This window comes from Aliiglaciecola sp. 2_MG-2023 (genome assembly GCF_030548145.1).
Taxonomy (GTDB): Bacteria; Pseudomonadota; Gammaproteobacteria; order Enterobacterales; family Alteromonadaceae; genus Aliiglaciecola; species Aliiglaciecola lipolytica_A.
Window position 1 is genome coordinate 1 of sequence record NZ_JAUORY010000026.1, and the last position, 23,192, is coordinate 23,192.

Annotated in this window: 19 protein-coding genes; 8 read left to right on the forward strand and 11 right to left on the reverse strand. The window is 39.8% G+C overall.

Annotated elements, in window-relative coordinates; all coding sequences use genetic code 11:
- From Q4567_RS19170 to Q4567_RS19180, 3 genes are all read right to left on the reverse strand, one after another.
- The coding region (locus Q4567_RS19170) for an efflux RND transporter periplasmic adaptor subunit (RefSeq protein WP_303501729.1) at positions 1-1,602 on the reverse strand (1,602 nt) is incomplete at its 3' end.
- A complete protein-coding gene (locus Q4567_RS19175; protein ID WP_303501732.1) occupies positions 1,602-2,996 on the reverse strand; it encodes a TolC family protein in 1,395 nt (464 codons plus the stop codon). The genes Q4567_RS19175 and Q4567_RS19170, both read right to left, overlap by 1 nt.
- 412 nt (positions 2,997-3,408) lie before the next feature.
- Positions 3,409-3,831, reverse strand: a complete 423-nt coding sequence (locus Q4567_RS19180; RefSeq protein ID WP_303501735.1) for a hypothetical protein — start codon at positions 3,829-3,831, stop codon at positions 3,409-3,411.
- Positions 3,832-4,153: 322 nt separating this feature from the next.
- Between Q4567_RS19180 and Q4567_RS19185 the strand changes: the two genes are divergently transcribed.
- From Q4567_RS19185 to Q4567_RS19220, 8 genes are all read left to right on the forward strand, one after another.
- Positions 4,154-5,341: an outer membrane beta-barrel protein gene (locus tag Q4567_RS19185; RefSeq protein WP_303501738.1), complete on the forward strand. Its 1,188-nt coding sequence runs from the start codon at positions 4,154-4,156 to the stop codon at positions 5,339-5,341.
- 32 nt (positions 5,342-5,373) lie between these two features.
- On the forward strand, positions 5,374-5,922 hold the full coding sequence (locus tag Q4567_RS19190; RefSeq protein WP_303501740.1) for a polysaccharide biosynthesis/export family protein: 549 nt from the start codon (positions 5,374-5,376) through the stop codon (positions 5,920-5,922).
- A gap of 121 nt (positions 5,923-6,043) precedes the next feature.
- Positions 6,044-8,293 (forward strand): polysaccharide biosynthesis tyrosine autokinase, encoded by a 2,250-nt coding sequence (locus Q4567_RS19195; RefSeq protein WP_303501742.1) that lies wholly within the window; start codon positions 6,044-6,046, stop codon positions 8,291-8,293.
- A 9-nt stretch (positions 8,294-8,302) separates the two neighbouring features.
- A complete protein-coding gene (locus Q4567_RS19200; RefSeq protein WP_303501745.1) occupies positions 8,303-9,055 on the forward strand; it encodes a tyrosine-protein phosphatase in 753 nt (250 codons plus the stop codon).
- Between the two features lie 26 nt (positions 9,056-9,081).
- A complete protein-coding gene (locus Q4567_RS19205; RefSeq protein WP_303501746.1) occupies positions 9,082-9,804 on the forward strand; it encodes a hypothetical protein in 723 nt (240 codons plus the stop codon).
- Positions 9,805-10,445: 641 nt separating this feature from the next.
- Positions 10,446-11,201 carry an O-antigen ligase gene (locus Q4567_RS19210; protein ID WP_303501747.1) on the forward strand — a complete coding sequence of 252 codons (756 nt, stop codon included), beginning with the start codon at positions 10,446-10,448 and terminating at the stop codon, positions 11,199-11,201.
- 58 nt (positions 11,202-11,259) lie between these two features.
- The gene (locus Q4567_RS19215; RefSeq protein WP_303501748.1) at positions 11,260-12,306 is read left to right on the forward strand and encodes a nucleotidyltransferase family protein; all 1,047 of its coding nucleotides are present in this window, start codon (positions 11,260-11,262) and stop codon (positions 12,304-12,306) included.
- A gap of 958 nt (positions 12,307-13,264) precedes the next feature.
- On the forward strand, positions 13,265-14,320 hold the full coding sequence (locus Q4567_RS19220; protein WP_303501750.1) for an acyltransferase family protein: 1,056 nt from the start codon (positions 13,265-13,267) through the stop codon (positions 14,318-14,320).
- A gap of 320 nt (positions 14,321-14,640) precedes the next feature.
- Here Q4567_RS19220 and Q4567_RS19225 read toward each other — a convergent pair whose 3' ends face one another.
- The 8 genes from Q4567_RS19225 to Q4567_RS19260 all read right to left on the reverse strand — a co-directional run bounded on the left by Q4567_RS19225 (position 14,641) and on the right by Q4567_RS19260 (position 23,111).
- Positions 14,641-15,093 (reverse strand): GDP-mannose mannosyl hydrolase, encoded by a 453-nt coding sequence (locus Q4567_RS19225; protein WP_303501752.1) that lies wholly within the window; start codon positions 15,091-15,093, stop codon positions 14,641-14,643.
- A gap of 30 nt (positions 15,094-15,123) precedes the next feature.
- Positions 15,124-16,083 carry a GDP-L-fucose synthase gene (locus Q4567_RS19230; protein ID WP_303501754.1) on the reverse strand — a complete coding sequence of 320 codons (960 nt, stop codon included), beginning with the start codon at positions 16,081-16,083 and terminating at the stop codon, positions 15,124-15,126.
- Positions 16,084-16,494: 411 nt separating this feature from the next.
- A complete protein-coding gene (gene gmd, locus Q4567_RS19235) occupies positions 16,495-17,616 on the reverse strand; it encodes a GDP-mannose 4,6-dehydratase (protein WP_303501755.1) in 1,122 nt (373 codons plus the stop codon).
- Positions 17,613-18,872, reverse strand: coding sequence for a glycosyltransferase WbuB (locus Q4567_RS19240; protein ID WP_303501757.1), 1,260 nt, complete (start codon positions 18,870-18,872; stop codon positions 17,613-17,615). Before Q4567_RS19240 ends, gmd begins: the two co-directional genes overlap by 4 nt.
- A 437-nt stretch (positions 18,873-19,309) precedes the next feature.
- On the reverse strand, positions 19,310-20,221 hold the full coding sequence (locus Q4567_RS19245) for a glycosyltransferase family 2 protein (protein ID WP_303501759.1): 912 nt from the start codon (positions 20,219-20,221) through the stop codon (positions 19,310-19,312).
- Between the two features lie 3 nt (positions 20,222-20,224).
- Positions 20,225-20,767: a hypothetical protein gene (locus Q4567_RS19250; RefSeq protein ID WP_303501761.1), complete on the reverse strand. Its 543-nt coding sequence runs from the start codon at positions 20,765-20,767 to the stop codon at positions 20,225-20,227.
- Positions 20,767-21,969, reverse strand: a complete 1,203-nt coding sequence (locus Q4567_RS19255; RefSeq protein ID WP_303501764.1) for a glycosyltransferase — start codon at positions 21,967-21,969, stop codon at positions 20,767-20,769. The genes Q4567_RS19250 and Q4567_RS19255 overlap by 1 nt, the downstream gene beginning before the upstream one ends.
- The gene (locus Q4567_RS19260) at positions 21,966-23,111 is read right to left on the reverse strand and encodes a glycosyltransferase family 4 protein (protein ID WP_303501766.1); all 1,146 of its coding nucleotides are present in this window, start codon (positions 23,109-23,111) and stop codon (positions 21,966-21,968) included. Before Q4567_RS19260 ends, Q4567_RS19255 begins: the two co-directional genes overlap by 4 nt.
- Between the last annotated feature and the right edge of the window lie 81 nt (positions 23,112-23,192).

Genomic DNA, 23,192 nt, shown 5'->3' on the forward strand with positions numbered 1-23,192 from the left:
GTGGTTCATATTGCTGTGGTCCATGCTCTCGTGATTAGCATGGCTGTCCTGTTTATCCATGTCCGACATATCATGACTGTCCATGTTGCCGTGGTTCATATTGCTGTGGTCCATGCTCTCGTGATTAGCATGGCTGTCCTGTTTATCCATGTCCGACATATCATGACCGTCCATATTGCCGTGGTCCATGTTGCTGTGGTCCATGCTCTCTTGGTTAGCATGGCTGTCCTGTTTATCCTGTCTATCCATGCCCGACATATCATGGCTGTCCATGTTGCCGTGATCCATGTTGCTGTGGTCCATGCTCTCGTGGTTAGCATGGCTGTCTTGTTTATTCGAGAGTGCCGTCATGCGTGAAAAGTCTGAATTGATACTGCTTTCGGAGTCCAGTAAGAATTGTGCTGAGGTGACGATGGTATCGCCCTGTTCTAATCCATCGAGAATTTGTGCCTGTCCATGAGCTACTGTGCCGAGTTTTACCTCTACGGATTTAAATTGGCCATCGCCTAACGCGAGCACTACGCGGTTTTGTGCGCGGGTGCGGATCACCGCTTCGCTAGGAACCCATAAACTGCGCGCGCTGGGTTTAGTATGGATCACCACTTGGGCAAACATATTGGGTTTGAGTTTTTGCTGGCTATTGCTGAACCTTAATCGGGCACGAAGGGTGCGCGTTTGTTCATTCAATGTAGGATAAATATAATCCACTACACCTTGCCAGCTTTCACCAGGCAGGTAGTCCAAACTCATGGTTACCGGCAATCCAACTTCCACTTGCCCTGCCAAACGCTCAAAAACCTCAGTTTCTACCCACACATCGTCAAGCGACGCTATCGACATCAGGGTGCGCTCGGGATTCACAAAAAAGCCTTCTCGAATATTTAAGTTATCCACCACTCCAGCTTGGGGTGAACGAAACTCGACGGTTTGCAGTACTTTTTGTGTCTGCTTGAGTGTTTGAATGGCTTGTTTGGGCATTTGCAGTGCCACTAAGCGCGACAGCGCGGCATTGGTGAGTGCGCTATTACCTCGATTTACCGCTAGTAAATATTCTTCTTGAGCATTAACCAGCTCGGGGGAATAAAGGGCGTATAAAGGCTGGTCTTTTTCCACCGGCTCGCCAGAGGCGGTAACATAAAGTTTATCTACCCAACCTTGGGCACGAGCATGAATATGAATTAATCTATCTTGGTTATAACCAACATAGCCAATTGTTTGTATCGGCACATGCATCCTGCTGTACGCTACTTTGGCGGTGCGCACTCCCAAATTATTGACAATGTTCGGAGCAATAGAAACCGTGCCTGGGCTATCGTTATTCGTCGAATTATTGTTGGCATATACCGGCACTAAATCCATTCCCATGGGTGACTTGCCAGGTTGATCGCGTTTGAAGTTAGGATCCATAGGCGCTACCCAGTAAAGCGGCGCTTCATCTGCTTCAACATTTGTATCCTGTTTAGCTGATGCTGATTGACCGTGACCGCTAAAGTTGAAATACAACCCCGTTAACAGCGCTCCACCTAACAAACCGGCAACTAAATAAAGTACGGGTGTTAATTGCGATTTGCTATTTGTGGATTGATTGTTGGTTTGATTCATTACTGTTCTCCTAAAACCAGTTTTGATTGCTGGTTGTCACTGGGTTTAGCCTGTACAAGAAAATACTGTAAGTGAGCATTTACTTTTTGTTTTTTAGTGGCGATTAATATGCGCTCTAAGCGGCTATTTAGCTCAGCGATTCGAGCTCGCATCACTTCCCCAAAATCTCCGTTGTTACTGGTGTAGGCAGTCAATTCAGCTTCGGCCTGTTCGTGCATTTGCGGTAAAATGGACGCGTCATAATTCGCTAACCTATCTGCAAGTCGCTGGCGCTGGGAAAGCAAAGATTCAAGTTGCGACAACATATTGCGCAACAACAGACGTTTTTCAGTTTTTAAAGATTCGGCTTGGTATTTTGCTGCCTGCACAGCTTTGTCTTGACGCTGATTGGTAAACAGCGGCAAATCCACAGACACACCAACAGAAAAGAAATCCGCACGGCTTTGCCCCGCCTGATCGTCTGCTCGCATGGCATAACTGGCATTCACGCCCCATTGCGGCTGATATTTTTGCTGCTCTAGTTCAACTCCAACCTGTCCAGCCAGAATGGTTTGCTGTAACGCCAGCACCGCAGGATGTTTGCCAAGGAGCTGTCCATAACGTTGCCGATCAAAGGGGGCAGATACAAACTCTGTCATAGCGGGAAACATGGCTGTCTCGGCTTGATTGGTCTCGGCTTGATTGCTGACCGCCTTATTTAGTGCAAAATCGAAAGCGCTGACATTGCTCTGGTCAAAATGCTCATTTGCTATCCATTGATATAACGCTGCTGTGGCTGTCTCTTTATCACTCTGTAATTGGGTTAAGCGGTCTTGTAGACGTGCAAGCTCAAGATTGGCGCGTATCACATCTTCTTGGCGAGTACGCTTTTGTCCAGAGGCGTACTGAGATTCAACCGTTTGCGCCAATTGTTCAAAAAGACGACTATCTTGTTTTAGCAATTGAATGCTTTGTTGCGCCCCATAACCATCGAGCCATAACTGCGAAACTGTCACCGCGATTTGCGCTGAGCGATCTTGCGCCAGAAACGGATGTTTAGCCGCTAGTTGCTGAAGCTGACGTTTGCGAATACCACGACTATCACCACGGGGAAATTGTTGCGCAATACCCACTTTAAGCTGCGTCATCGCCTCTTGATCAAATGCAAACCCGTTGGTTGGCAAATTAAGCAAACCCATAGATAAAACCGGATCGGGCAATGTATCAACCGCCATGCTTTGTGACGACAAAGCCTGACGTTGCAATTGATTGCCCCTTTGCCAGGAATCATTTTCGATAGCCAATTGCACCGCATCACCCAGGCTTAACTGCCGTTCGGCAGCCTGAGCCGCAGGCAGCGTAAACACAAAAGCACCTGCAATTAAAATCTGGGTTAGATAATTAAGCTTAAACATGTCAAAACTCTATTCATAATGTAATTCCAAAAACTGTAGGCGGTGGCTTTAGCCCCGCAAAACAAATCGCAAATCCCAACCTGTAGGCGGGTGCTTTAGCCCCGCGAAACAAATCGCAAATCCCAACCTGTAGGCGGCGGCTTTAGCCCCGCGAAAAATCGCGAACCCCTGATAATCCCAACCTGTAGGCGGGTGCTTTAGCCCCGCGAAAAAGGGGGATCAATAATCCATGGAAACCCCATGGCCTAAAGACCATGCTACGAGGTCCGCGAGGTTACTGACCTTCACACGCCATGGCCTAAAGGCCATGCTACAGGCCCGAGATCGATTCCTACTATGGCCTAAAGGCCATGCTACACGGGCGTACGGTAAATCCCGTGCGACGAAAAAACGGCGGATCTATTTTGGGGTATTAAATAATCGGGGGTTTGATTAAATTTGAGGTGTGGGCGTCGAGGGCCCTGAATTGCTCGGCGATAACATCGGTATGGTTTATCAGCGAATATGGAAATGGATTGGCCACTACCAACACTGCTGAAAACGCAGTGCCGTGTTCGCAATCGCAGGTTTGGTTGCAGCAATCTTGGCTTGATTGCATGCTGTGATACTGGGTTTCATCTAAAATCGAAATCGGCTCAACTAGCTCACCTTCTTCGCTACCATGCTGCATTCCACGATGTGAATCCTGTTGTTGCACCATAATAGGGTCGGAGCTATCGGCAATATGATTCATTTTTGGCATATTTTCCATATCACAAACCGCCACCAACGCAGAAACCCCTTGGCTGAAAAGCAAGGCGATTATCATTAACGCGGTAACAAGTTGTTTCACCATGAATAAACCTAAATGAAGTATCTCCAGTATCATAAACCCAGCGAATAAAGAATGCTACCCACAACAAAAGAATAGCCTTGGTGCGAAATGTGCATATCTTTTGCACGACTGAAGGGTAAATTGCCCATTGAACGAACAATAATGTGGATTAAGTCACAAAAATTTAATTACCAATTAATCTATATTTTTGCGTCGAGGTTTGCTATTTTCCCCAGCAATTATGCGTTAATCAACTCGCTTAGTTGTGGTAATGCAGGAGTTCTCTCTAAAAGCAGGCTATCAGCCAGTTGAGAGGAAGACCGGAGTTTATGGAAAGAGCTGTATGATTAACTTTAACAATATGATTTCTGATTCACAGAAATCCTTCCCCAAGCTTATTTTGATGCTTATTGTTTCGGCGTGTTTCAATTCCGCCTATGCGCAACAGCACGAAGGTTTTTCAGCGGTCATTGCCGCTAATATTGGCCATGATGACAACATTTTTCGTAGCTCTGAAGAACTGTCTGACGAGTTTATACAACTTGCTCCTGCACTAAAATTGACCGAACTTTATGAATCCGTGCAACTCGGCGCACAATATAAGGGCAACTATCGTCAATATAATGATTTAAGTGACCTAAGTTACGCCGAACATGATGCATCCCTAAAAGGTCAATATAAACACACTGCTAAGTTTACATCAGAATTAACCTTACGCTACTCAAGTAAAATAGAAGAGCCAGGCACAACTAATGCTGCAAGCTCCGTATTAGATGAGTTTTCAGAGATCTCCTCATCTTCGTTAAAAGCTGCGGGAACCTATGGTACACAAAAAAGCATAGGGCAAATACGAGTTGCTTACGATTTAGATAAACGTCGTTATGATAACAATAGTCAGTCGTTCCGGGATTACGATTCCGATAGATTAACGGGTACATTTTATTATCGATTAGCGCCTAAAACCCGACTTTTATTAGAAGCCAGTATAGATGACTTAAACTATAAAAATACTGAAACCTTTGACGCTTCATCTAAACAAAATCGATATTTGATGGGTGTGGAGTGGACCGCAACGGCTAAAACCACAGGTATTTTTAAAATAGGTTACCAAGATATCAATTACGACAACGATTTACTCAATGACATATCTGGCCTTGCCTATTATCTGGATATGACTTGGAAACCCAATACGTATTCAAGCATAAAATTGGGCGCGGAGCGTTCCACCAGAGAAAGTGCAATACAGGGGTTGCCGAGCTTTATCAGTGAAAATTATTCTATTGAAGCTGACCATAAGTTCAGTCCTAAAAGTAAAGTTGGTTTAGGTTACAGTTATAGTGTAGATGACTTCGGTAGCTCACAAGGTCGCAGCGATAACTTAAGTGCTATATCAGCCGAATACACTTACGCATTAAAACGCAGCTTAGAAGTGTATCTTGATTACACCCACAAAAAACGCAGTTCGAATTTAATACTATTTGATTATGACTCAAATATTTATATGCTCGGCATTGACTGGTTAATTGATTAGTCAAGTTACAGATTTTGAAAAGGAACTAGCAAGTGAAAAAACGTATTCTTTTATTAATTGGCATTTTATGGACGGGGCTTAGTGCAAATGTGTTTGCACAAAATGTTGAAAGCAGCAGTGATAGCACATATCGGTTATCCACGGGGGATGCAATTTCGGTCACTGTGTTTGACGAACCCGAGTTGGGACTAAAAGAAGCACAGATCACTGACGAAGGTACCATTTCGGTTCCCTTACTAGGCCAAGTAGAAGTGCAAGGCAAAACTGTACCTGAAGTAGAAGCCTTATTAACTAAATTATTTGGTGATGATTACCTTAAAAAACCCAGCGTATCTGTGAGCATTGCTGAATATCGCCCATTTTATATTAACGGTGAAGTGCAAAGGCCTGGTAGTTACCCCTTTAGAACCAAAATGACAGTACAAATAGCAGTGACGATCGCAGGCGGTTTTACTGAGCGCGCTTCGAAAAGCAATATTTACCTCCTGAATCAAGCTCAACACAGCGAACGTAAAAAAGTAGATTTAAATGCCTTGGTTAAACCTGGCGATGTAATAACAGTGGAAGAAAGCTTTTTTTAAGACCCCGTATTTAGTATTGGGTTAAACGCCTATATACACACGAATTTTGAATATTAGTTTTAAAATTAGTAAAAGATAGATAGCGCTATGCTTAGCGCAATACAAATGGAACAGTGAAAAAATGACATCACAACAAGGCTTGAACCCCGCTTTAACCGACGAAAACGCCGCAGAAACGTTGGACTTGAGCCAGTATTGGCGCACCATTAAACGAGCAAAATGGCTCATTGCTGCAGTCATGTTAGTTTGCCTGTTAATTGGCGGTTATATTGCAGCTACCGCAACCCCTATTTATCAAGCTAGCTCAAAAATTCTCGCCAACCCCCAACAACCTAGTGCAGCCCCCGAAGAACAATATATTGCTTCGGCTATGGTGTTTTTGTTCTATGAAACCCAGTATGAAATAATACGCTCAAGAGCTATTGCCGAAACCGTGGTCGATAAACTTGGTTTAGTAGACAGTTACAAAAAACAACTATTAGCTAATAAAGGGAAAAAAGCAAGTGGGTTGACGGCCACCATCGCAGAAATAAAGCAAGAGATTGCTGCGCTATTTGGCAAGAATGTGACGACTGCCCAAGCTAAAGTCCGTTCTGACAATGACATCAAAGTAATGCTAGCCGCAGGTATACAGGGTGGGATAAACGTAAGTGGTGGTCAACAAAGTCAGATTATTAATATCAGCTATCAATCCCCTGATCCGCAGTTAGCCACGGATATTATTAATACCCTGGGTGAAGCCTATATTCAGTTTGGATTAGAATCTCGTTTGGGTGATGTGAAAAATACTGAAAAGTGGTTGTCGGAACAATCATCAGAGCTAAAAGCACAGTTAACTGCTTCTGAAAACAAATTACGTGATTTTAGAATGCAACAGGGCATTGTCGATACTTCAATGCAACAACAAGATGCTAACTCTCGTTTGCAGTCCTTAAATAATCAACTCATCAGAGCCCAAACAGAGCTGAGTACAGCAGAAGAGCTTTATGCTCAGGTGAAAAACGTACCCGCAAATTCTAATGCGTTTTATTCGTTAGGGCCAGTACTGCAAAATGCCACGGCTAGCGGTTTAGTAAAAGAAGAAGCCAGGTTGCAAAGTAAAGTGGATGAGTTGTTTGAACGCTATAAAGAAAAGCACCCTAAGATGATTTCTGCCCGCACCGAACTGAAAAGTGTGCGCGACAGCTTGTCGCGGGAAATAGCTAAAATAGTTGAGCGCATCGAAAGTGATTACCGCTTAGCCAGCCAGCAAGTGAACAATATTCAACGCTTACTCACTAATGAAAAAGATGAGATCCAATCTTTACAGGGTTCAAACTTTACTCTTACTTCGTTAGAGCGTGAAGTAGAGAATAACCGCCGTATTTACGAGTCGTTTATTAACCGTTTGATGGAAACCAATATTCGCGGTGATTTTACTGCATCCAACGTACAAGTGATTGATACCGCTACTGTGCCTAACTCTCCCATCAAACCTAATGTTAAGTTAATTGTGACACTTTCTGCATTTATGGGAGTGTTCTTGGGAGTGGTATTAGCTTTTGTAAAAGAGGCTTTGCACAACACTTATCGCACACCAGATGCATTGGAAGAGAACCTGAAGATTCCAGCGCTGGGTATTACCATGGCGTTGAAGAAAAAAGACACCCACACAATCCCAGAAATGGAGTATGCAGAAGATACCCGTTCGGTATTTGCCGAGAGCATTAACAGTATACGTACGGGGTTACAGTTTTCGAATATTGATAATCCACCGAAAACCTTATTAGTCACCTCGGCCACAGGGTCGGAAGGTAAGTCAACTTTAGCCATGAACCTGGCAGCAGCCTATAGCCAAATTGGTAAAACCTTGTTGTTGGAAGTGGATTTACGCAAACCCAGTATTTCAAAAAACCTGCAGATAAAAAGCCGTATTGGGTTAACCGACCTTTTAGCAGGTACGGTCAATTTTGGTGACTGTATTGTGAACCCCACCGACAATAAACAGTTTAATGTGATGCCTTGTGGCACCATTCCACACAACCCCATTGAGCTTTTGTCTTCGGAAAAATTTGCCAAAGCTTTACAGTCTTTAAAAACCCACTTCGATCATATTATATTAGATGGCCCCCCTACCTTACCGGTGAGCGATGCGTGTATTGTAGGCACCAAAGTTGATGGTGTAATAGTGGCAGTTCGCGCGGAAGAAACTAAGATAAAAGTGTCCAAAGAAGCGGTGAAACGCCTACAGAAACTCCATGCTAACGTGGTAGGTGCCGTACTCACCGTAGCCGAACCCCAGAAAATGAGTTACTACGGCGACCATTATTATGCAGGTGAATACTACGGTACTGTAATTCAGCCTGAAAACGAAAAACCCACAGCGACTTAAGTACAGACTATGATAGATATTCACAGCCATATACTACCGGGCGTTGATGACGGCGCAAAAACGCTTGCAGAAGCGCTAGATATGTTAAAAATGGCAGTGGATCAAGGGGTGACAACTCAGGCACTCACCCCGCATATTCATTATGGCCGATATGAAAATACTAAAGCAGATTTAGCGAATCGTTTTTCTCAATTTCAACAACAGGTTGCCGACGCCAATATTGATATTGAACTGCGCTTAGGTGCCGAGATCCGCATTGGCACAGAGCTTATGCAGTTAGTACAGCAAGGTCAAATCCCCTGGCTGGGCGCTTACCAAGGCAAAAGAACCTTTCTATTAGAATTTCCACGAATTGAAGTACCACACGGTAGCGATAACTTAGTGCGTTGGTTATTACAAAAAGACATTATTCCTATCATAGTGCACCCCGAACGGAATAAAACCTTTATAAAACAACCACACAAATTACAAGTTTTTACGGATATGGGCTGCCCATTACAAATTACCGCCAGCAGTTTAACGGGTAAATTTGGTGACGAAGTGAAAGACATGGCTTTTGAACTAGTAGAGAGCGATAGAGCCTTCGCCATAGCATCTGATTGCCATAATTTAAAAGGTCGTGCACCAGATTTAAAACCAAGTATTGCGAGCTTACAAAATATCATCGGCGAAGCTCGCTTGAGAAGTTTAGTTTTAAATAACCCGCAATCTCTTTTTGTAAATACTCAGACTTTAACACCCGATAAAAATGCTATTTGTTAATGACAACACCAATTTGAAAACTTGTAATGACAATAAATCCAAAACCTAAATCAATACCCACTAATTATCGACATTCGTTGGGTAGATTGGTTATTTTTCTCGCGTTGAGCGTGTTTTTAATGATTGCTTTTAAATTTATGATGTCTTCAATCCTTATCATAAAGCCTGAATATACGATAAGCCAGTGGGAAGATGGTAGGGGAAAGCTAGATAATACAGAAGCATTACAAATACTAGATCGAATACAAAGAGCTGAGAATCAATCAATTCTGGGAATTCATTTCGTCGATGAACTAAAGTTAAATGAGTTATATACCCGACTATACCTAATTCTAGCCCAAACCCAAAAGCAGAACATTCACTTAGGATCTGCCGAACGTTATGCTACTAAGGTTATTGACAAAGCTCCGTCCCACTATTTAGGCTATACATTGTTAACCCAATCAATAGTAGATTCACAAACTGACCACACAGAATGGCAAATCACACTAAAGAGGTCCCTAACCTTAGGACGATTCGAAATAAACAATCAACGTCGTTTACTACCAATAATAATTCAGCATTGGGAAAAACTAACACCGGAAAATAGAGAACTAGCGCTTCCCATGCTAAATCAGGCACTAAATGACATACATTCCGATTATATTGCAGCTAAATACATGCGAAAATACAACAACGTTATGCCATTTGAAAAGTTGATAGAAAACTCAAAAAATCAAGATCGTATAAATCAAATTTTACAAAAATGACCATGAAAGTAAAAGAGATGATGACGAGCTTCGCATTTATATGTTTGATTACCTTTCACGTTATATCTCCATGGTTACATGGCGCTGAACTAGCTTGGGAAGTCGCACTGGTATCACTAGTAATGATTATTGGTTTATTAGCACTAACGTTATCTAAACCAGACTTTGTTTTAATTTTAAAACCCATAAAGATACCGCTGTTAGTTTTATTTCTCTGGTTGTGTTATCTATGTATTTATCTCATTCCCATACCATTAGAATTGTTAACTAAACTTAGTCCAAACAGCGCGCATTTTTATCGGTTACATGCAAATGTAAATATCGCTTTCCTCAGCGTATCGTCGAGCACCTCAACTTCAGAATTGTTCGAATTAACCTCATTGGTACTGCTCTTTATATTCACCTATGTTTTATTAAAAAGACCCATTCGGCTTACAAGATTAGTTTATTGTTTAATCATAATTTCGCTATTAACTGCAATCTATTCACTTACTAATCATTACACAGATGGCTTATATCAACTTTCAAAAGCTATCCCCCCCTGGGGTACGAGTTGGAAACAAGCGTTAAGGGGTACCTTTAGTTACAAAAACCAATACGCGATTTATATAGCAATGGTCCTTCCTTTAGTGCTTGGCTTGATGTTTGATAATTTCAAAAAACGTAAAAAAGAAATACAACGAAGTAAATTATCGCGATCGCTTTTATATTTGCTGTGTTCACGAATTTTTATACTCCTATGTTTAGGGTTTTTATTATTTGTTGTACTGACCAAAACCGACTCTCGAGGTGGAAACTTAGTGTTTATGCTGGTTATGTGTGGCATTTGTATTCGCTACTTATTCTGGCAACAACAGAAAGTGAATAAGCACAAAGCACTTTTATCTATTGTGGGCGTATTTGTGTTGCTTGGTTTAGTTTTTGTGAATTCGGTTTCTTTTGAACGATTCGAAAAACACGGTTTTAATGACAGTTCTCGTTCGAAATTACACAGTGTGGCCATAAAGGTAATTAGCGATTTCCCTATTTTTGGTACAGGCCCTGGCACTTATCCACTGATTCAGCATGCCTATAAACCTGCGTCTTTGGGTAGTAATGAAATGTCAAAACGCGCTCATAGTGATTACCTAGAAACCCTCGCGACCCAAGGTATTATTGGGACGTTGCTATTTAGTATTGGCATATTGCTAATGTTGAAAAAAATATTTATGGGTAAGTGTAGAGCACAACCTGGGCTGCTTATGGGCTGCCAAGCATCCCTGTTAATGCTACTACTGCACTCTAGTTTCGATTATAACGTGGCAACCTTTTATCTATCGGCGCTATTTTTTACGGTGTTAGCAATTGCATTGAGATTGGTTGAACCTGCTAAGCACAAGAGCAGAGCCCATGGCTAACTCTCTGCAAATTCCCCCTAAATTAGTTGTACTTAGTAAGTTGATTTTAGGTGAACTAATGAGTTTAGAATCATTAGAGCCCAAAAATGCAACTTCGTTAACCGAATTAGCCATAGAACATGGCGTAGCAGCCATACTTTATGGAGTACTTCAGCAAAGTCACTGTAAAAGCCCACTTTTTAATTCGTTAGCCGACTTCCAAATACACCAAAACTTACGAAATCAGTTGTTAGCTCAACAGTTCCAGCATACTCTAATTCAACTTACAGCAACCGGAATTAAATTTGTTGTACTCAAAGGCTTCGCCCTTAGCCATACGGTTTACCCGAACCCGTTGTTGCGAACCAAAGCGGACGTAGACATACTTATTCGTATAGAAGATAAAAATACGGTTATTAGTGCATTCGAGTCTATGGGTTTTTCTAACCCCAGGGGTTGGAACCCCACTGCCATTATTAACCAGTTTTCAATGCGCAAAACCTTGAGTCCGGGGCTAAATGTCGATTTTGATATTCACCTTCGAATAAGCAACGAGCTTGGTGTTGAGAATATTCTAACCTTTGATGAATTAATGACCTCGGCAGATATGAAAACGCTAAAGTCGATTCCATTGGCTTGTAAAGCTCACGGGCTCATTCACGCCATAGTACATCTTCTGCATCATCGTAATGTGGGTGACACGGTTAAATTGATTTGGTTATATGACCTACTATTACTCTGCCAACAAATGTCGACCTCAGACAAAGCGCACTTTCGAAAATGCGTTGATGAAAAAGGGCTGGGCGAACTGGCAAAATTTGCTCTTAAACTAGCCAACCAACACTTTGAAGATGAAAGCATTGATAAAGTTGTCGAAATCTTAGAAGGTGTTTCAACAAATCCTGAATTAGAGTATTTAATAAGGGTAGATAGCCGAACGAATCAGTTTCGTCGTTCATTGAAGCAGCGAAAAAGTTTCAGGGAAAAGTGGTTATTTATACAAGAAATGGCGTTCCCACCAGCACAAGAAATTTATCAAAAGTACGGTAAACAACCGAGTTACTTAATGCCATATTTTTACGTTCGCCGTTTGATCGGCGGCGTAATTAAACTCCTATTTAATTAATTATCTGTAGTCGGGTGCTTTAGCCCCGAGATAGTCGATTCAACTTTCGTGTTCATGGACTATAAACATACTACGTAAGCGATCAAAATTGACCGTTCTACCTTTCCCAATCCCACCCTATAAAATTTAATCATTGATATCAGTCATTTATTCATTGATCAATTAAATGTACTCAATCAGTATGTAGCCGATCGTATTGATGAATTACAGCAAAAACAAAACAAGATAGAGAAGCGCTCGCGGTTTTGCGAGCAGCTAAGAAAGTACAGTTTACTCACAATAGCATGACGGTTCATAGCACATTACTCAAGATAAACCGAAAACGGCGTTGATTGCCAATAACAATGGCAATACACACCACAAAGAGCCAGCAGGAATAGTAAGTCCTGTATTTGCCGCTTAACTAGATCTCAGTCAGGCAGTCAAGAGCAGTCTACAACGTTGTTTTCACAATATAAATCATCAGTAATGGTGTTGTTTGTTTATAAATGCTGCCATAGTTCATGTTTATCCTAATTAATTATTTAGGCAACATTTGATTAGCTCGGTTCCCAGCAAACAGTGTTAGAAAACAAAAGAAGGCTAAAGAAATATTGTCTAAGAATATGCTTTAAATAATGCTGTTTGTATTATCTCATTTTTATCGAACCTTTAGGGCCACAACCGATATTCAGTTACCTGAGGAATAAAACCCTACACCATACTTTAAGTCGAAAGTTATTTGGCATCAGTTTAGACAGTACTTAATTCCAGCTGCCCATTGCGATTATATTAAAAACCTCGGATATTTATTATTTGATTGCTTAAGATAATTTTAAGTTAATATAGATTTTTGTACATACGTAATTAATTGAAGTGTTGCGTTAGTACTTTATATAGTTCAATCTTAAATTTAAATAAAGTCTCTTGATTTTTAAATACCTACTTAACCTTACCGTCGAAAAAATGGAATTAATAAATGTCGACCTTAACTACAGAAGTACACAAAAAGAAAAGAATTGAGTTCATAGACGCTCTGAAGGGATTTGCAATTTTGACAGTATTGTGGGGTCATTCAATACAGTACTTGAAGAACAGTTATGATTTTTTTCATAATGCAGCTTTTGAATTTATTTATTCATTTCATATGCCTTTATTTTTTCTAATAAGCGGATTTTTTTTTCACGCAACATTAAAAATTAATTTAAAAAAGTTTTTTGTTAAAAAGAGTATGCAACTACTTTTACCCTGTTTTAATTGGGCTTTAGTGTTTGTTTTAATTTGGTATGCAGCCGAAATTACAAGAGGCAAAGAACACGGCCTTAATGAAATTCTATTAGAAATATGGGAAAGAACTTATGATGTTTGGTTCTTAAGAGAATTGTTTATTAGTTATTTTATTGTCTTCGTCTCTTTGAAAGTACTAAAGAAAGAATGGTTGGCGTTTGTTATTAGTATCTCTTTTGTTTTATTTTTTCCATATTTATTAGAAAAACAAAGAGTATTATTATTAATATTTTGGGCTGGATTTTTCTTTAAGAATAATTATCAATTTTTTTCAAGCCACGCAAAAACAATCCTATTAATATCAGCTGTACTTTTCGCTACATGTCTTTTAGATTGGGATGGTAGTTACACAATGTATGTTTCTAGGTTTCCTAGCTTATTTGATTTTAAAGAGTTAAAGTTTAACTTTACAAATATTGATATTTCTATTTTTCGTTTGTTTATTGGTCTGTGTGGCAGTATATTTTTCTTTATTCTTTTTGAAATAATCTACTCACGTAATGTTTTTTTTAATTGGTTATCTAAAATCGGTGCTCACACTTTATCCATATATCTGTTACAACGATTAATTTTAGAAGGTATGCTCGATAAAATAATAGATTTTCCAAACATGAAAATTTGGGTATATAACCTAATAGTCACTCCTTTAATTTCTTTAGTGGTTCTTGGGCTTTGTTTGATTATAGTTCAAATCACACAAAGGATTAAGTATGCGGACTTACTTCTTTTTGGTAAAACAAGTACATAATTATTGTCTTATACTTCCAATATCCTATATTAAATCCGTTGGGCCATATGTGAATGTCTTCGATACAATTTACAATCGTTAAATTTGCTTTGAATAACATAAATATAAGCGTTTATTAAAGAGCGATTGTTGCTAGTTGCTAACCAGTGTTTTTATGCGTTAGACACGCTTAATTCACTGAGTTTATTACGTTTCAAATAATAGGGTCTACTGTTGTTATAATTGATTAAATTTTATAGTGTGGGATTAGGAAAGGAAGAACAGTCTATATTGATCGTTTACCATGCTACAAAAAATAACTCTACGTCGTAAATCCTATGCTACATGAAATACCATTTGGTATGCTTATGCACGGCATCGTTGTTTAACAATTCAGAGATGGGCATCCATTGATAACTGCCATGTTGCTTATCTAACGGCAGGTTTTCTAAAGGCTGGGTTAATTTTAATTTATAGGCTATTGCCACATAATGGGTGGTAAATTCATCACCAAACACATTATCTTGATAAAAATGGTCGAACGGACCAAGCAGACTAGCTTGATCCATTGTGAATTCTTCGCCTAATTCTTCTTTGGTTAAGCGTTTAAACGCATTGGCCAAGGATTCATCTTTTAAGATACGACCACCAGGTACAAACCAATACCCTTTGGCAGGGCGATTCAAACGCTGCCCCAACAAGGCTTCATTGTTTTCATTGGTGATCACCAAATCAATGGAAACCAAAGGGGTGCTGGCAATCACAGTGCTAAACGTGGGTTTATCTAAAAACATGATATTTTCTTATTTTGTTTAAAGCTAAGTCTACTTTCTAAAGCTATCTTGGTTTGCCAAGAACCACTCATAAGTACTGGCTAACCCTTCTTCTAATGAAATACTGTACTGCCAGCCTAAGTCTTTTAAGCGCGATACGTTCATTAGTTTACGGGGGGCACCATCAGGTTTAGAAGCATCAAAGCTGATGTCACCTTCATACCCAGTGACCTTAGCAACGGTTTCTACCAACTCACGGATAGTACAATCAACACCAGTTCCCACATTAATGTGACTAAGCATAGGCTGGGTATTTGCTTCGTAAGTAGCGTTGTCTAATTGCATCACGTAAATAGACGCTGCAGCCATATCATCCACATGTAAGAACTCACGCATTGGCTTCCCACTACCCCAAGCCACTACTTCAGGTTTTCCTTCTAATTTCGCTTCATGGAAACGGCGAATAAGAGCCGGAATAACATGGGAGTTTTCAGGGTGGAAGTTATCGTTCTCGCCGTACAAATTGGTAGGCATCACTGAACGGTAATTACGGCCATATTGGCGATTGTATGACTCACACAGCTTGATACCGGCAATTTTCGCTATGGCATAAGGCTCATTAGTGGGTTCAAGGGTGCCCGTTAACAGCGCGTCTTCTGACATTGGCTGTTCAGCCAATTTAGGATAAATACAAGACGAACCTAAGAACAACAAATCTTGTACACCAGCTACGTGGGCGCTATGAATAATGTTGCATTGGATCATTAAGTTTTCATAAATGAATTCAGCAGGGTAAGTGTTGTTAGCAATGATCCCACCTACTTTTGCTGCAGCTAAATATACTTGTTCAATATTCTCTTTGGCGAAAAATTCGCTGACTTCGGCTTGGCTAGTGAGATTTAGTTCACTTCGTGTTTTGGTGACAATTTCCACATCACCTTGTTTTGTCAGCTGACGAACGATGGCAGAACCCACCATGCCTCTGTGGCCTGCAACAAAAACTTTTTTCATTTTATATACTCATTAAAAAATAAATAAACAATTCCATGGCCTAAAGGCCATGCTACAAATCTGTAGGCGGGTGCTTTAGCCCCGCGAGTTATATCAAACATTTCCATGGCCTAAAGGCCATGCTACAAATCTGTAGGCGGGTGCTTTAGCCCCGTGAGTTATAGCAAACAATTCCATGGCCTAAAGGCCATGCTACAAATCTGTAGGCGGGTGCTTTAGCCCCGCGCGTTATGGCAAACATTTCCACGGGCTGAAGGCCATGCTACAAATCTGTAGGCGGGTGCTTTAGCCCCGTGAGTTATAGCAAACATTTCCACGGGCTGAAGCCCGTGCTACAAACCTGTAGGCGGGTGGTTTAGCCCCGCGAGTTATTTGTAGTCGGGTGCTTTAGCCCCGCGAGATACCTTTGAATTACTCTCTGGATACCGCCAACGAATAACCGTGTTCTTTCAACAAGGCGTGTTGCTTGGCTTTGTCCAAATCATTTCGCACCATTTCGGCGCACATTTCTTCTACTGTGATCTCAGGCACCCAGCCTAATTTTTCTTTAGCTTTGGTTGGGTCGCCCAATAGGGTTTCAACTTCTGCAGGACGGAAGTAACGCGGATCAACTTTAACAATCACATCACCAACACTTACGCCTGGGGCATCATCACCGCTAACAGCCGTTACGGTCGCAATTTCATCCACACCTTCGCCGCTAAACTCAAGGCTAATACCCGCTTCTGCAGCAGACATACGCACAAATTCGCGTACTGAAATTTGTTTACCGGTAGCGATAACAAAATCTTCAGGCTTGTCTTGTTGCAACATCATCCATTGCATACGCACGTAATCTTTTGCATGGCCCCAGTCACGTAATGCATCCATATTTCCAAGGAACAAGCATTTTTCAAGACCTTGAGCAATGTTAGCAACAGCGCGGGTAATTTTACGGGTTACAAAGGTTTCACCACGGCGAGGAGACTCATGGTTAAACAAAATACCGTTACAGGCATAAATGCCATAAGACTCACGGTAGTTTACGGCTATCCAGTAAGCGTACATTTTGGCCACGGCATAAGGTGAACGGGGATGAAACGGCGTAGTTTCTTTTTGTGGGATCTCTTGTACTTCACCGTAAAGCTCTGACGTAGACGCTTGGTAAAATTTAGTTTTCTTTTCTAAACCTAAGAAACGAATGGCTTCTAACAAACGTAGTGTACCTAAGGCATCTACGTCAGCAGTATATTCTGGCGCTTCAAATGAAACCGCAACGTGAGACTGAGCACCCAAGTTGTAGACTTCATCAGGCTCAACTTCACGCATAATGCGGATTAAGTTAGACGAATCAGATAAGTCGCCGTAATGTAACTTGAAGTTAGCGTTCTCTACATGAACATCTTCATAAATATGGTCAACACGCTGAGTGTTAAACAATGAAGCACGACGTTTGATACCGTGAACTTCATAGCCTTTTTCTAATAAGAACTCAGCCAGGTAAGAACCATCTTGACCTGTAACCCCAGTAATTAGTGCAACTTTTTTTGTCATTTTATTTCCTTTACAAAATCTGAATTTGATTCCGTTATTTTTTCCAACTTAATTAAAAAAGTATCAATGATAGTGTTTTTATCTAAATAGCTTAACGCAAATTGACGCGCTACTTTATTGTGTTCTTTTGTATCTTTGGTAATAGCATTACCTATTGCTGTAACAAGTGTATCAATACTTTCAGGTTCAATACACTCATAGATACCAGGGTTTAACTTTTCTATGCGTCCCAACTCGGTATGTTCTTCTGCGGTGACAATTGCATGCCCACCAGCGGACAAAATATTCGTTAGTTTTGAAGGTAACACCGCATCGGCTGCACCTTTTTTCTGGATCACCAAATGAATATCAGCCATAGCCAGTAATTGAGGGACTAACTCCCAAGGTTGCAGCGGCTTAAAATGCACATTCGACAGATGCAGTTCATCGGCCATTGATTTGAGTTGATCAACAATGGACCCTGCGCCAACAAATACTAACTTAATATGGATATTTTCTCGTAGTGCCTTGGCGGCTTCTAACACAATCTCCAAACCTTGCTTCGCGCCCATGTTACCCGCGTAAAGTACAATTTTATCTTCGTTGCTAAACCCCCACTCTTCACGCAATCCAGAACCATCAGTTTCTGGCGTCACAAAGGATGTATCCGACCAATTGGGAAAATGTATTAGCTTATCTTCAGGTACACCTTTGCTTTTAGCGTTATCCATCATGCTAAAAGAAATGGTGGAGACTGCATCAAACCCTGACATTAACCAACGTTCAATTTTTTTAGCAACACTAGCCGCTTTGCCATCGCCCATCAGCCCTAAACCAAAGATGGCATCCACTTCAAAGTCTTGAATATGTAATACGGTTTTTGTACCTGTTAATTTGGCATACAAAAGAGTAAATGGTGCACAAAATAGCGTAGGTTGAACCAAAATAATCACATCGGGCTTTTTAAAAAGACGACTGAAAAGTGCTAAACCTGAACTAAAAGCAAAAGTTGCCAAATGCAATAAGCGTTTAAAGGTGGTGACTTTTTTTGGCACATACAAAGGACAACGAATGAGTTCTACGCCGTTTTGAATCTCAGACTTAAACCAAAATTTTCGATAACCCTGATGAATTTGCCATTCAGGATAGTAGGGCGGAGCAACAACTGCAGTTACACCCACTCCACGTTCCACAAAAGCTTCACACATCTCACCGTTGTATTTGCCGATCCCGGTTAATTCCGGGGCATAATTTAAACTTTTTAAAAGCAGCTTCAAGCTATATCCCTATAAAAATTACCGACTAATTTTATGCTCGAATCACTTCTTAGAGAATTCATTATTATAATAAGCTCTGAGCTTGTTTCTGTTGCCATTTACGCTTCCATAAAATAACAATGAAGCTAAACAACATCGCCTCCCCCAGTCTTCAAGTTTGCACTATGCAAGTCCCTTACCAGTCAACCTGACTTTACTGTAAATTTATTTCAAAAATTTGAAATTTGCAGAAAATGCTACTTTCAAAACTATTTACATCGAGTATTCCCTAAATAAATCAAACTGCATAACCTAAAGTTCAGTGACAGAAGGATTTTAAATAGGATGCAGCTTTCACATTCTCTAAAATGCAAAAGCTTAAGTTAGTAGGATTTTAAATTTATGGTTATTATTGTCTCATCAAAAGGCAGGTACGCCAAGTTTTGCACCAAAAATGATCAACTTAATTGGTAACCACTGTATTGTTCTAAAATTGCAATTTTACTTGTATCATCAGTGCAATCCGACCAAAGCCTTTCCACTTCAATACATTTAAGGTCGACTAAGGCGCGGTACCAAAACGCCTGCATAAAGTGATATGCGAATCCTCTGGCTCCATCCAGAAATCCAAGTTGAATAAAATAGCGAAAATTAAAATACAAAAACGGTCTCACAAAATAAGGCAGTTTCATGTAAACAGACTCTTTCAAAAAGCGTTTAAAGCGAATTGCTAAACCAGTATTTTCAGTAATTTCTGTGGCGGATTCAGGCTGCAATCTTTTTAGCATGATATCCACCATCTCTCGGGTGGCATACTTATTGTGTTTGTCGATAAACCAAGAAACTGAATTAATATTATTGTCTTCAAAGCCGCCTTCAATTACTTTAGCTGTGCCTTTGTCCAACACAATATGTTCGTCCATCCAACGTTGTTCAACATGGGCAGTGCCACGTTTAAATAAGCGCAACATGGGTAGTGGGTATCTGCCACCATGTTTCACCCACTTTCCAAGAAAAATATGTTTTCTATTGAGTATGCCAGCATTGTGACCATAACCATCGTTAGCAATAAATTCGCGAATATTTTGAATCATCTCATCATCGAGTGTTTCATCTGCGTCTAGTCGCAAAACCCATGTTGAATCAATACCACAATTATCCATAGCCCACTGAAATTGTTGAGCCTGATTGACAAAAGGATTTTGAAACACTTTAGCACCACACGAAGTTGCCAGATCACAGGTTTCGTCAGTAGAGTATGAGTCGATCACTAAAATATCATTGGAAAGTTTAGATACACTCTCTATGCACCGTTTAATGTGAATTTTCTCATTAAAAGTAAGGATAATGACAGTTAAGTTGTTACTCATCTACTAATTCCATTCCCTTGATTTTATTCGTATGGCTGGGTTACCAGCATAGATCCCCATTTTTTCTGTGTTTTTTGTCAACACTGCCCGAGCACCAACAACTCCCCCTTCGGCTATCTTAACGTTCGGACCAATAAACGCCTCTGCACAAACCCAAACATTTTTACCTACACAAATAGGTGCTAACACAAGAGGATGCAAGGGATCATTGTAATCATGCGTGCTGGCACAAAGATGTGCACCTTGACTGATGATAGCCCTCTCTTCTATTCTAATATTTCCTTGATTGTAAACAGTCACATCAGGACCTACAGTAGCTTCAGCTTCCACCGTTAAATTTGCTGGCCACCATATTTTTGCCGTAGGGTAGACCCTAGCTTTTTTCGAAACGCTAGCGCCCCACATCCTCAATAACATCGCGCGATAAGAAAATAAAAAATTGGGGCTAAACTTGATAAAAATAATATAAAAAATATTCCATAAAAGTCGCATAATTTTAAACGATAATGGAAATACTGGATCGGTAATATTATTTTTTTCAAGCATCAGTTGTGCTCAGCCGAATGTATGCATTTAGGTTCATTTTGAGTTGCCAATTCTGCTGTAGAAATAAGTACTCTTTCCAAATCATCCACTGCTGCTTTCATAGAGAAATTCTGTTTATAACAATTGAGCGCATTTTGCTTCATTTCCAACTTGTTGTCGGAATCTAGTGACCACCAAGAGTTTAGTGTGCTTCTTACACCAGAAACTGAATCCGCGTCAGCAAAACCTGCTTTAGCATCAACCACTTCTGTCCAAATATTCACTTTATTAGTTATTAAAACAGGTGTTCCCGTTGATAGAGCTTCAGACACAACTATGCCAAAATTCTCTTGGTGAGATGGTAAAACAAAGGCTTCACAGGCATAAAAAGCCCCCCACTTAATATCGGCATCTAACATACCCAACCAACTAATTCGTTTTTGGATATTTAGAGAAGTTGCTCTGTCTTGTAACTGTGGTTGTAATTTATTGTGGTCAGGTCCCGCTATTGCCAATTGCATTTGAGGGTATTTATCGTTCAACTCCCCCATAGCTTCAATTAATAAATCAATACCCTTTTTCTCATGAATACGACTAAGAAACAAAATAAAAGGTTTATTATTTAGGTGTGGAAATGAGTCAAAGAACACCTTTTTTGCCTTTTCTTCATTAACTAGCGGCACTGGGCTTCCGTAGGCCACTACTTTTTCATTTGGCGAATAAGGAGAAAATGGTTCACGTGCGAGCCTCAACTCTTCTTTAGAAGTAAATAGCACTTGAGCCGCATTATTAATTGAATGTCTTTCAAATAACTTCCAATAAAGCGTTTTTTTAAGGCGTCCTAGAAGATTATTTTCAGTAAACCACGGATCCAACATTCCGTGAGTAAATAAAACATAAGGAACATTGTGTTTAATACAAGCCTTAGCTGCTGCATAGCTGTGATATTGCCAAATTCCATGGATGACGACCACGTCAAAATTAGTAACATTTTCTTGTAGCCACAATTTTAACTGACTGGAATATTTTAGTGCACCTAATGAGCTTTTATAGGTTATTAACCGAAACGGGAAAGAAGCTACATGTCTATCAAACGGATCGTCTAGAGACAATACAGTTACTTCATGTCCTCTTGCCACCAATTCTGCTGAGCTATTTAGTAGCCCATTGATTGGCCCTCCATTTATCGGATTGGTTGAGCTAATTATTCTTAAAATTTTCACTTGTTACCTTCTAGAAAAGTCTTTGCACCGTTTCCTGTTTTATACCAACAATTAAATCTTTCGATTATTTTATCTTCATCAATACTTAACAATTGGATTTTTTCATAAAGTTCTTTAGCAGAAATTTTTTCTAAAATAATACCATTTGACAAGTCTTCAACTAGCTCTGGGATTCCAGATACCTGTGTTGAAATTACTGGAGTTCCTAAAGCTAAAGATTCTAAAAATATCGTAGGTATTCCATCTTGGTCGGGAAATTCTCTTGTAGCTAAAGTAGAAATGAGAATAGTAAAGTCCGCCTGTTCTATCTCTAAACTAATGTTTTCGCTGTCTTGATATCCAAGTCTTTTAATTTTGAGACTTTTAAGAGAGTTAACTTTTAGATTAACATTTTCTTCATCATCACCACCTTCCCCTACAATAATTAATTCGCAAGGTAGATACTTGAAGCTTAGTTCTTCAAGGAGGTCAATCATAGTAGGAATATTTTTTTTCTTTACTAGTCTGCCAACATATAAAAATCGATATAATTTCAGCCCAACAACACCATTTACCTTATTGTTTTTTAATGAAAAAGGTTTTGACTTACTATAAAATGAATTCCTAATTAGCTTGAGTTTAGTAGAGAACTCAAAATTTAATTTTGCATCTAAATAACCTTTATTATAATTTGAAATACAATCTACTCTCTCTGCATGCTTTATTTTGTGGAAAATACTATTATCCCATTCAAATATGTCAGAAGCATGAGCTACAAGTGAGTATTTACAATTAAATAATTTGTGGCACACTAATGAGAACATTGCTCTTTTAGCAATAAAATGACATCTAATTTCTACATTTGGCGTGAAATGTTTTTCTAAAATTTTTCTATTGGAATATATTCGTATAACACAATCCATATTCGAGCAAAAACGAGTTATTGTACTTATCGAAGTTAGAGATACATACAACGAATAAAAGAAAGTAATAGGATTATGGATTATATTATAAATAAACCTGATTAATGAATATTTCAGCTCGTTTACATTAATGTGCTCAACTTTAAGGCCATGGCTCTCTAGAATTTCAATTTCTGCTTTTACAAATGTTTCACTGTAAGGTGAACCTTGTGTTGGGTAGATTGTTTTATTTATGCTCATCTAAATTCCTTTATTTGTATCAAAAATGTACTTTTAAAAGAGGCTACTCATCTAAAAAGTTAATATGTAAGCATGATATGA

Excerpts from the sequence above, each read along its gene's own strand:
- Q4567_RS19175 (WP_303501732.1), bottom strand. The coding sequence starts at position 2,996 with ATGTTTAAGCTTAATTATCTAACCCAGATTTTAATTGCAGGTGCTTTT.
- Q4567_RS19180 (WP_303501735.1), bottom strand. The coding sequence starts at position 3,831 with ATGGTGAAACAACTTGTTACCGCGTTAATGATAATCGCCTTGCTTTTC.
- Q4567_RS19185 (WP_303501738.1), top strand. The coding sequence starts at position 4,154 with ATGATTAACTTTAACAATATGATTTCTGATTCACAGAAATCCTTCCCC.
- Q4567_RS19195 (WP_303501742.1), top strand. The coding sequence starts at position 6,044 with ATGACATCACAACAAGGCTTGAACCCCGCTTTAACCGACGAAAACGCC.
- Q4567_RS19200 (WP_303501745.1), top strand. The coding sequence starts at position 8,303 with ATGATAGATATTCACAGCCATATACTACCGGGCGTTGATGACGGCGCA.
- Q4567_RS19205 (WP_303501746.1), top strand. The coding sequence starts at position 9,082 with ATGACAATAAATCCAAAACCTAAATCAATACCCACTAATTATCGACAT.
- Q4567_RS19210 (WP_303501747.1), top strand. The coding sequence starts at position 10,446 with ATGTTTGATAATTTCAAAAAACGTAAAAAAGAAATACAACGAAGTAAA.
- Q4567_RS19215 (WP_303501748.1), top strand. The coding sequence starts at position 11,260 with ATGAGTTTAGAATCATTAGAGCCCAAAAATGCAACTTCGTTAACCGAA.
- Q4567_RS19220 (WP_303501750.1), top strand. The coding sequence starts at position 13,265 with ATGTCGACCTTAACTACAGAAGTACACAAAAAGAAAAGAATTGAGTTC.
- Q4567_RS19225 (WP_303501752.1), bottom strand. The coding sequence starts at position 15,093 with ATGTTTTTAGATAAACCCACGTTTAGCACTGTGATTGCCAGCACCCCT.
- Q4567_RS19230 (WP_303501754.1), bottom strand. The coding sequence starts at position 16,083 with ATGAAAAAAGTTTTTGTTGCAGGCCACAGAGGCATGGTGGGTTCTGCC.
- gmd (WP_303501755.1), bottom strand. The coding sequence starts at position 17,616 with ATGACAAAAAAAGTTGCACTAATTACTGGGGTTACAGGTCAAGATGGT.
- Q4567_RS19245 (WP_303501759.1), bottom strand. The coding sequence starts at position 20,221 with ATGAGTAACAACTTAACTGTCATTATCCTTACTTTTAATGAGAAAATT.
- Q4567_RS19250 (WP_303501761.1), bottom strand. The coding sequence starts at position 20,767 with ATGCTTGAAAAAAATAATATTACCGATCCAGTATTTCCATTATCGTTT.
- Q4567_RS19260 (WP_303501766.1), bottom strand. The coding sequence starts at position 23,111 with ATGAGCATAAATAAAACAATCTACCCAACACAAGGTTCACCTTACAGT.